Genomic DNA, 10,612 nt, shown 5'->3' with positions numbered 1-10,612 from the left:
AGCGTTCGGATTAATTTTACAATCTACCGTATTATTATTATAATCACCCATTATTTTATAGGCATAATTTCCGTTTTGATCTGTCCCCTTAAAATAAACTTTGTTTTTCATAAATTTGATAACCCCATTGGTATAAAAATTCAATCCTGTCTTATTAGTTGGTGGTGCAATCATAAAATCTGGCGAATTAAATGGACCGCTTCCTCCTGGCCCACCAATATTTCCATAAAGTGCTCCATAATAATTTCCATCAATGACTAAAAAAACGTTAAAATGACCTTTCTCACTATTTGAATCAGTCAAAATACTAGCATCATTTCCTGGTACACCATTATCCAAACCGGTATTCGGAGCATCACCAAAGGTATACCCTAAGCCCAGTCCCTTAGCGATAGATAACATCCCGATTTCATTCGTTCCCCCAGCATTTTGCCAATTAGTGATTCCATCATCAATATCGTCCGCTTGAATACTAGCATTAACTGTATGTGAGGCGGTCGCCAAAAATAAGATAATTCCAGCAATAATAATTCCCAAAAAGAATATCAATTTTCTAAACTTTCTCATATCAACTTATCCTCTCAAAAGTAATAATCATTAGCCAAATTTGCTTCCTAAAACAAATATACCTCACAGAATAGTTTATTTAAACATATTTAATATAATAAAAATTAATATTTTGTAAACAATAATTATTAGTTTTTATATAAATAAATAATATAATTATGTCTTATAAATTATTTGGTTAGATTGAAAGATTCTTGCTTTTGATAAATAAATCACGCCAAAAAAGCCAATATTCATCATTCGAATATTGGCTTTTTTTCAGTTATTATTCAATTAACGTAGCTTGGTCCAACTTTTGACAGTTCTATTTAACATCACTAGCCGCAACCCACTCATTTTCAGAAATACGATACATTAATTGATCGTTAATCATGGTAGCTTTATCAACATGCCAAGAAGTTTGATTATCTAAATAGCGATTGGTTACTAACTTACCATTAAGCATATGAAGATAAGCTGAACGAGTTGTTGTAACAAACATATCAATTTTGGTTGGGTTATTTCTTGTAGTAGAACTGTGGCTATTACTATGATTAGTGCTTTCTATTACTGCAGTTCCATCATCATTTAGTGCCATTATTTTATTATAAACATTAGTAAAATCATTCTGATAGGAAATTAACTCATCTAAGGTATCATATCCATGGTTTCTAAATTCCATGAAAAATGCCCCTTCTTTGCCCAAAGCTTTTAGTAATTGTTCCTTTTTAGTTGGCGTTTCACCCTTTATATCAGTATACAAGGCTGAATAAACTAAGCCTGTAAAAGGAGCACTAACTTCTCTAAAGTTAGGATATTTAGCATAAACTTCAGCATCATTTCTCATCTTATAACCAGTCTCTGAAGACTCATCAATAATCGGTTGGTTATTTTCATCCAAAACATACACTGCACCATTACCGTGATATACATATGGAACCATCAAATCACCATGTTCAGCTGGATCGTCAGTATTTCCTAAATTCGGAGTGATGGGCTTGATTTCAACAAATGGATTACCATCTTCAGAAACATTCTTTCTATTAGTAGCCTGTTGAGTTTTAATTGTATTTTCAGAATCCGATTCAGCATCTGCCAATTCTTTCGTACCATTTTCCTCATTTTCAGAAACTTCTTTATCAATCTCTAAATTGTCTTTATTAGCATCTATTGAGGTATCTTTTTCATCCAGATTACCAGACTCTCCAAGCTCAGGTGCATCGCCAGTAATATCTTCCGTTGAATTATCAGACTTATTTCCTTCTACAGAACCATCTTCAGATTCTCTTTCAGGAATATTTTTTTCTACAGAGACCTTATCATCACTTGAAGATATCGTTGTTGAACTTTCAGGAACAGCTGCAGCCCGAACCGTAATTAGACTGTTAGTTTGTACTCCCATAGTCAAAGTGGCAGCACTTAATATAATTGATTTATAAAGAAATTTCTTCGTTAACTTTTTTATTCCTCCCTTAAGGAAAATGTTTAGCTATTTGAATATATCATACGAAAACGTTCTCTGTATAGCGGTTTAATCGAATAAATAGGTTTTATTTATTCGATTATTTTAAGGATTTAATGAGCAAAAAAAAGATACGCTGATTTATCAACGTATCTTTTTGGTCTTATCTAATAATAAATTTATTATCTTTGTTCTGAGTTTCTTTCAGCTGTTGCTTGATCATCAAATTCTTCTTCTGAAGCAGCTGCAGCTGACATTTTGGCTAGATGTTCATAAGTTGAAGACACATCTTCTTTAGCCAAAACATTTTTAAGTCTTTCATTACCCTTATGCATATCTACAACTGTCCAAACTAATAGTGCCAAAACAGCGGCAATTAAAACATAAGCAATAATATTAGCTTGCATTGTTTGTCCAGCAGTTAATTTATCACCATAAAAGGCTTGAATTTGTCCTGGTAAACCATAAAGATTCAAGAATGTTAAAGCAATAACTGAGAACCAGCCAAATCCTTTAACCCAAGTTGAATTCTTAAATTTATTACCCATTTCAGTAGCATTATCTGTCATAAGCAATAATGGCAACATTGAGAATGGAAGAGCAAAAGCTAGGAAAACCTGTGAATTATTCATCAAATCATTCAAAGCCACATGTTCATCGATCATACTCTTGCTGCTAGTCATCATAACACAGATAAGAACAGGAATAACTGAAAGTAAACGTGTTACTAAACGACGTAACCAAAGAGGCATTCTCATGTGAACGAAGCCTTCCATAATAACCTGTCCAGAAAGCGTACCAGTAATAGTTGAATTTTGACCTGATGCCAATAAGGCAACGGCGAATAATGTTGAAAGGATACCTGATTTAGCAACGGCAATCAATACACCATTACTTAAAGTAGATGTATCTGATAAAGCTTGATACAAACCAAAGAATGATGGATCTTTAACGGCACCACTCTTGAAAACAGCAACACCCATAACTAGTAGCAAAGCATTAACGAAGAAAGCAGCTGTTAATTGAATATTCGAATCCCAAGCTGAGAAACGAACGTTTTGAGCAACTGATTTTTCATCAGCATGATTAACTTTTCTTGTTTGAGAAATAGCTGAATGAAGGTATAAATTATGAGGCATAACTGTGGCACCAATAATACCTAAAGCACCTGTTAATGGAGTTTGACCACCAATTGTAGGGCTTGTAGCGAAAGTCTTGCCTGTTGGTACTAATCCAGCAAAAGCAGCACTCCAATTAGGATTTGACAAAGCTACTTGATATACGAAAACAAATAAAATAACAAGAATTAAACATACAACGATAGCTTCAATCTTTCTGAAACCAATCTTAGTCAATAATAGCAATACTAGAACATCACCAACAGTAATAAATACGGCGATAACCAATGGTATGTGGAACAATAAGTACAAAGCGATGGCACCACCGATAACCTCGGCAATATCAGTCGCCATAATAGCAAACTCAGTTAGAATCCATAAAACAATTCCTAGTGATTTACTAGTTCTGGCACGGATTGCTTGTGCCAAATCCATTTTACTCACGATGCCTAGTTTAGCAGCCATATATTGTAATAACATGGCAATTAAACTAGACAAGAGAATAACTGACATCAATAGATATTGGAAATTTTGACCACCAGTAATTGATGTTGACCAATTACCTGGATCCATATATCCAACAGCAACCAATGCTCCTGGACCTGAATATGCTAGTAACGTTTTGAAGAATCCTTTGTCTTTTGGTACGTCAACGGTTCCATTGATCTCTTCAAGAGATGGTCCGTTAGCGTACTCGATTAACTTATGCTTTTCAGCCATAGTATTAATCTCCCTCTAAATAAATTTCTTAATAAAAGTCAGCGAATAATCATTACAGAGATTGGCGAATGTTTCGCCATGTATGCGGCTTGAGAACCAAAATACTTTCTAATACCTTTTTTTGAAACCGAACCAATAACCAAAAGGTCCGCATCAGATGAAGGAATAACATCTTTAACAATCGTTTCACCAGGATCCCCTTCGGCAACCATAAGTTCAACCTTTTTAACTCCGGCGTCTAATGCAACTTGACGATATTCTTTCAAATGAGCTTCGAGTTCCTTGCGTTCACCATGAACGTAATCTGTCGTCAATGCTTGATAAACATTCATTCCATTACTTTCTAAAATAGAAGTAATAATCAAAATCGATTCATCCTTTATACAACGATGCATAGCATATCTAAATGCTAATTGAGCATCATCCGAATCATCAACACCAACTAAAACACGTTCGAATTTGGTATCTTGTTTCGACATTCGTTTGTCCTCCAATACATTTTTCTCAAGGCAAGATTTAGTTCGCTTGTCTTTCCAAAAACCATTCTACCACATTTTAATACTAAGTAAACCTTTTTTTAAGGTTACCTAACAAAAATGCAAATATGTATATTTGCATCTAAAAAAATGTAGAAACCGTTTACTTGCCCATTATAAAGACATTTAAGCAAATAATATGAGGTATATTTTTTTATTATTACCCCCTACTTAACTATTTTATTTAAAATAAATATGCTATATTAAAAATGTTGTGGATCCAATCGGTCGATTTTTTATATCATTTCACTAATATTTAGATATGCCCGATGTATATATATGGGCATTTAAGTTTATTTATTTAGGTTAAGCTAATTATTAACACTTATGGGAGGTTGTTTTTATGAAACAAAAGTTAACTGAAGAGGCAATAGAACAAAAATATTTAACTAATAATTGGATCACATCCGAGGTTTTAGTTGGAATGTATTCAAGAATATTCACAAATGTACTTCTATCTGACGACCGTATTTTTAAGGGAATTTCCAAATAACATATTTTCCTTATAGAAAATTAACGGCATAATTAAAAAAAGTGGTGAAAATTTTGAACGATTTAAATTTTTTAAGATTAATTTTTGAATTAGGTGGCAGTTTTCAAAATGTAAATAATATTGATTTAGCAGTCAAAGCTAATGTTAGTAAAGCCTCTATCTCTGATCGAACACAACATTTAGCAAAGTTAGGACTAGTCAAATACACTAAATACTATGGTACAAAGTTAACTAAAAAGGGACTAAACAACGTGATACCACTAGTACAACAACATCGTTTAATTGAAACGTGGCTATATGAAAAACTAAGCATTCCTTTAAATGACATTTACGAAAAGGCAACCAAATTAAGCGATCATCCCGATTTACTATTAATTGATCGCTTAAATATCTATTTAGACTATCCAAAAGTTTGTCCACATGGAAACGTTATCCCCATTAACTGTTCTATTCCTGAATTTTCTAAGTACTCTCTATTAGCAAATCAAGAAATTTCTGAAACAACCTTTAAAATAATCAATTTCACTGAAGACAACTACTTATTCCAAATCCTAAACAATATTGATATTAATTTAGATGATAAAATTCAAATTCTCAATATCAACAGCTATGATCATTCAATGGTCGTTTTAAACTTACGCAATAATCTAAAACAGATTTTGCCTAAAAATATTACCAAGATGATTCGAATTGAAAAAATAAATGAGATGGAAAAAAGCGTTTGAGGACACATGATTATAAAATCACGCGTTGTCAAACGCTTTTTTTTATTGCTTATTTTACTGGATTGGTCCAACCACGGTTGAAACAACTGCTTCGATAGACGAAACTAATGGACTATCAGGAGTTATTCCTGAAGCCGCAAATCGATCTTCCCACCACTGACTACGGATTTTTTGGACCGTTTCAACAACCTTTTTGCCTTCAGTAGTTAAACCTAAAACCTTTGTTTTTCCAGCCCCTGCCGTCTTAGTCAAGTAATTCAATTTTTCCATTTTATTGATCTCACGAGTTGCTAAACCCTTATCAATTACTAATGAACGAGCTACTTGATTTTGGCTAATGTTTTCATAGTCACTTACAGCCAGCAAAATACAAGCGGCTGTCGGATTTAAGTTGATTTTATTGAATTCTTCTCTTGTATCCTTGTAATACTGTCGATGTAAAATGGAGATATCTTGTGCTAAATATCCAATATTTTTCATTTATTTACACTCCAATGAAAAGTTTTCTGTGTTGACAAATCAACACGAATGATTTATTTTTTACCTATAAATGATTATAGAACAAAACTATTTAAAAAAAGAGGTCAGAAATAATGGCAGAAAAAACTAATGGAGCGCAGGCTCTAATTCAAACGATGATAAATCAAGGGATAAAATATGTCTTCGGATTACCCGGAGCTAAAATAGATCAACTTTTTGAATCGCTTGAACATAATAAAGATCCCAAAGCGCCCCAACTAATTATTACTCGGCATGAACAAAATGCAGCCTTCATTGCTGCTGGTATCGGACGTTTAACCGGCAAACCTGGTGTAGTCGCAACTACCTCAGGTCCTGGTGTCTCTAATTTAGCAACTGGTTTAATCACAGCAACTTCTGAAGGAGATCCAGTAGTTGCTCTTGGAGGCCAAGTTCCCCGTAACGATATTGCTAGATTAACGCATCAAAGCATCTCAAGTAAAGAATTATTGTCAGCTGCTACCAAGGATAGTGTCGAAGTACAAGATGCCAACAATTTGTCAGAATCCTTTGCAAACGCTTACCAAAATGTCACAGCACCTAAAGCTGGAGCAACTTTTATCTCAATTCCACAAGATGTTTTAAATGGTAACGTAACTCGTCCAACCATTAATAGTTTATCTCCTATTACTCAAGGTGGTGCGGACCAAGAGACTATCAATAAAATCGTTGAAAAAATAAAAAATGCTAAATTACCAGTTATTTTAGCCGGTATGCGTTCATCAACCAATGAAGTAACTCATAAAATCCACAAGTTTCTTCATAAATTTTCTATTCCAGTTGTGGAAACTTTCCAAGGTGCCGGAGTTATTTCTCAAGACCTCGAAAAAAATTATTACGGACGTGTAGGACTTTTTAGAAATCAAATTGGCGATACAATTTTAAAGGAAAGCGATTTGATCATCGCTGTCGGTTATGATCCAATTGAATACGAAGCTCGTAACTGGAATGTCGGTAGAACTGGCGAAATCATCAACTTAGATAGCATTGCTCCTGAAATTACTAATGATTATCAACCTGACCTAATTGTACAAGCTGATATTGCTAAGACGCTTGATGCCGTAAGTGAACAACTACCTGCAGACATAGATTTAGGCGACCAAATGCATCAGCACCTTGCTGATCAACAAGAAAAGTTCACCAAAAAGGATGCCATTCCTGAAAATCACTCTGATAAAAATGGTATTCACCCACTTGCAATCATTCATGCTCTACAAAATCAAGTAAATGACGATACTACTGTTACAGTTGATGTCGGTAGTCTTTATATTTGGATGGCACGTCATTTCAGAAGCTATAAGCCAAGACACCTACTATTCAGTAATGGTATGCAAACACTTGGCGTGGCTCTTCCTTGGGCAATTGCGGCCGCTTTGGAACGTCCTGAACAACCAGTTGTCTCTGTTGCCGGCGACGGTGGTTTTCTTTTCTCAGGTCAGGAATTAGAAACAGCTGTCCGCTTAAATCTCAATATTGTTCAATTAATTTGGGATGATGGCTACTACGATATGGTTCGTTTCCAAGAAATTGCTAAATACGGACATGATGCTGGCGTTAAACTAGGTTCTGTTGACTTCGTTAAATACGCTGAAAGCTTTGGAGCAACTGGTATGCGTGTTGAAAGAACTGAAGATCTAGAGCCAATGTTAGCTAAAGCCTTTGGTACCAAAGGACCTGTAGTTATCCATATTCCTGTTGATTACTCTGACAACATTAACCTAGCCTCCAAACTTGTCGACGATGTTTTGAACTAATATATAGAAAGAAGAAATTTCATGTCAAAAACAAATATTCTCTATCAACATGGAACATTAGCTCTCTTAGTCCCTGGATTATTAGATGGTACAATCACGATGAAAGAACTACTTGAGCATGGCGATACTGGTATTGGTACTGGCGAGGGTCTGGATGGCGAATTAATTATCCTTGATGGTACGCCTTATCAAGTTGATAGCACTGGAAAAGTAAATATCGTCAGCGATGACTTTACCCTTCCATTTGCTAATAGTCACTTTGGGAATTATCAACAACTAACTGAGGTAAAAGATCTTTCCCAATCAGATTTGAATAAAAAATTACTAACCATGACTAGTTCTAATACGTTCTTCTCCACTCAAATTCACGGAACTTTTACCAACATTAAAACTCGAGCTGTTAAAAAATCTCAGAAACCTTACGCAACTTTGAGCAAAACTGCTGAAGATCAAAGTGTCTTCCAAAGAGATTCAATTACCGGAACCTTACTAAGCTACTATTCTCCAATGATTTTTGACGGTGCTGGCGTTGGTGGATTCCATCATCATTTCTTATCTGACGATCATACTTTTGGTGGTCATGTTCTAAGTTTTGATGGTGCAACAGGAGATGTTAAACTACAGCAATTTGATACTTTGGAACAACATCTACCTACACAAAATACAGATTATATGAAATTTGATTTTTCAGATTGGGATATTCTTGGCGATATTCATAAAGCTGAAAGCTAATAAGTATTCAAAAAGCCAGTATGGTGACCATTTTTATGATCACCACACTGGCTTTTTTAATCTGCAAATTTTACTGAAACCCAGACACTACCTAGAATTAAAAGTGTTCCCAAAATGAAACCAATTGAAATATCCTCATTTAACAATAGCCAGCCCAATAATGTACCAATAACTGGCTGCAACAAGAAAAATAAACCTGACGAACTAGCTTCAACCATAGTTAGGCCTTGATTCCACATTACAAAGGCTAATGCTGTAGAAATTGCACCTAGATACAATAAACAAAATATTATTTTAGGCTCAAAAAAATTAATCTTCAACAAAGCTGTCGTGTTATTCAAGGAAAAAGGCAATAAGCAAATAATTGCCACACAAGTTGACATAATAGTTATTTGTAAGGAACTGTATGTTTTAACTTTTTTTACTAAAACCGACATCAGGGCCCAAGTAAATGCTGCCCCTACTAAAGACAGAACGCCTTCTAAAACATGCTTTCCTGTCAAATGAATTCCCACTATCATCATTACTCCAATAGTAGCCATGACAACTGAAATGATTTTGACACGAGTTAATTTTTCTTTCAAAATCAACCATGCAAAAATAACCATAAAAGTTGGTGTAGCCGAGGTTATCACTGACCCAGTCTGAGCGCTGGATAGCCAAGTACCCGTTTCTTGAGCAACTATTGAAACTGCATTGCCAATAATACCTATCCAGACAATTAATCGAAAATCTTTCGTATTCCAATGCCATTTTTCTTTTTTTATTATTGAGAACAAAATTAAAAAAACAATTGCCACTAGATAACGTAAAAACACTAATTGAATTGGGTGAATCTCTTCAACAATTATTTTAACGACAACAAACATACCGCCCCAAATGCAGGCTGCTAAACTTAATAAAATTGAACCTAAAATTTTTTTTGAATTCATAAAAATTTCCTTCCGCTATTTAACTTCTTCTGAAATTAACCAACGGATTTATCCGTTGATTAGCGGATAACAGGAACATCACATTCATTCAATGGTGAATAAATCATACGAACACCTTCTTTTTTAACAATGAAAAACATTATATCATAATAAAATCACTATTTTGTAGACTCTAATAGCTTAACAAATTTTTGAATATCATTTTCCGAATGTAACGGCCATATAACGGTATTATTTACACTCTTAGTAATTTTTGTATCTAATCTTGCTAGCGGCCGGTGCTGCTTCAAACAAAAATTCATCGTGATATTGGTTCCGCCAGCTCTTCCCGTTTCAATAACTATGACCCCATCACCGATACCACTTTGCCATTCATCTCTGGCTGCCAAGTATTGCGGACGTAATTTAGTTCCCAGTGGATAAGTCGAAATAAGCAAACCCTTGTTTTTTATAATATCTGCTGCTAATTGTCGATTCTGCTGTGGATAAACCGGTTGATCTAATCCTGCCGCTAAAACAGCTATAGTTTGGCCTTCATTATTCAAACAAGTTCTATGAGCACATGTATCGCAGCCTTTTGCCAATCCACTAACGATGACATACCCTATTTCAACTAGATATTTTGTTACTTTTTGACCTTGTTTTATACCAATCCTAGTTGGTTTTCTGGTTCCAATCAGAGCTATTTTCTTTTGATTAAGTAATCCGATATTACCTTTTGCATACAAAATCAGTGGAAAATTTGCTAATGTTAACAGGCTCTGTGGATAAGATGCTTCCTGATAATTTAAAATATTGATTTTACTAGCTTTAGCATGTTCAATTTCAGTTGTTACGAGTTTAAAGCACCTGTTCCAAGTAGTTACTCCAAACTTTGAAATCATTTTATGAACAATCAATTGTAGATTATTATATTTTTGAAGATAATGTAATGTGGTTTTAGGACCGATACGTGGCAATTTAAGACAAGTCATTATTAGTTGCGTAAGTGAGATATTTTTCAATTTTCTTTCCTTTTATACAAAATTACGCACTAAAAAAGCGAACCCTACGGATTCGCTCAAGATTTTATATT

11 protein-coding genes are annotated in these 10,612 nt (G+C 34.4%); 4 read left to right on the top strand and 7 right to left on the bottom strand.

The window, feature by feature from the left end; all coding sequences use genetic code 11:
- From FD26_RS07020 to FD26_RS07005, 4 genes are all read right to left on the bottom strand, one after another.
- Positions 1 to 567: hypothetical protein (locus FD26_RS07020; RefSeq protein WP_156401785.1), on the bottom strand; the 567-nt coding region annotated here is incomplete at its 3' end.
- 304 nt (positions 568 to 871) lie between these two features.
- Positions 872 to 1,954: an SLAP domain-containing protein gene (locus FD26_RS07015; RefSeq protein WP_057867722.1), complete on the bottom strand. Its 1,083-nt coding sequence runs from the start codon at positions 1,952 to 1,954 to the stop codon at positions 872 to 874.
- A gap of 236 nt (positions 1,955 to 2,190) precedes the next feature.
- Positions 2,191 to 3,846, bottom strand: coding sequence for an Nramp family divalent metal transporter (locus FD26_RS07010; protein ID WP_057867721.1), 1,656 nt, complete (start codon positions 3,844 to 3,846; stop codon positions 2,191 to 2,193).
- Positions 3,847 to 3,884: 38 nt separating this feature from the next.
- Positions 3,885 to 4,325: a universal stress protein gene (locus FD26_RS07005; protein ID WP_057867720.1), complete on the bottom strand. Its 441-nt coding sequence runs from the start codon at positions 4,323 to 4,325 to the stop codon at positions 3,885 to 3,887.
- Between the two features lie 400 nt (positions 4,326 to 4,725).
- Between FD26_RS07005 and FD26_RS11060 the strand changes: the two genes are divergently transcribed.
- Both FD26_RS11060 and FD26_RS07000 read left to right on the top strand, forming a co-directional pair.
- Complete coding sequence (locus tag FD26_RS11060) at positions 4,726 to 4,875, top strand: hypothetical protein (protein WP_156401783.1); 150 nt, start codon at positions 4,726 to 4,728, stop codon at positions 4,873 to 4,875.
- A 53-nt stretch (positions 4,876 to 4,928) separates the two neighbouring features.
- A complete protein-coding gene (locus tag FD26_RS07000) occupies positions 4,929 to 5,600 on the top strand; it encodes a metal-dependent transcriptional regulator (RefSeq protein WP_057867719.1) in 672 nt (223 codons plus the stop codon).
- 54 nt (positions 5,601 to 5,654) lie between these two features.
- Here FD26_RS07000 and FD26_RS06995 read toward each other — a convergent pair whose 3' ends face one another.
- Entirely contained in the window at positions 5,655 to 6,080 is a 426-nt protein-coding gene (locus FD26_RS06995) for a MarR family winged helix-turn-helix transcriptional regulator (RefSeq protein WP_057867718.1), read from the bottom strand.
- A gap of 113 nt (positions 6,081 to 6,193) precedes the next feature.
- Here FD26_RS06995 and alsS point away from each other — a divergent pair, with 113 nt between their 5' ends.
- Positions 6,194 to 7,873: an acetolactate synthase AlsS gene (gene alsS / locus FD26_RS06990; protein ID WP_057867717.1), complete on the top strand. Its 1,680-nt coding sequence runs from the start codon at positions 6,194 to 6,196 to the stop codon at positions 7,871 to 7,873.
- 21 nt (positions 7,874 to 7,894) lie between these two features.
- Positions 7,895 to 8,605, top strand: a complete 711-nt coding sequence (gene budA, locus FD26_RS06985) for an acetolactate decarboxylase (protein WP_057867716.1) — start codon at positions 7,895 to 7,897, stop codon at positions 8,603 to 8,605.
- A gap of 56 nt (positions 8,606 to 8,661) precedes the next feature.
- On the opposite strand, the gene FD26_RS06980 is transcribed toward budA, so the two are convergent.
- The gene (locus tag FD26_RS06980) at positions 8,662 to 9,537 is read right to left on the bottom strand and encodes a DMT family transporter (RefSeq protein ID WP_057867715.1); all 876 of its coding nucleotides are present in this window, start codon (positions 9,535 to 9,537) and stop codon (positions 8,662 to 8,664) included.
- Positions 9,538 to 9,695: 158 nt separating this feature from the next.
- Positions 9,696 to 10,541 carry a DNA-processing protein DprA gene (locus tag FD26_RS06975; protein WP_057867714.1) on the bottom strand — a complete coding sequence of 282 codons (846 nt, stop codon included), beginning with the start codon at positions 10,539 to 10,541 and terminating at the stop codon, positions 9,696 to 9,698.
- Positions 10,542 to 10,612 lie beyond the last annotated feature (71 nt).

Origin of the sequence: Companilactobacillus crustorum JCM 15951, from assembly GCF_001434585.1 — a bacterium.
GTDB lineage: Bacteria > Bacillota > Bacilli > Lactobacillales > Lactobacillaceae > Companilactobacillus > Companilactobacillus crustorum.
Note: the sequence above shows the minus strand (reverse complement) of the source record. Positions and strands in the feature narration are given on the sequence as shown.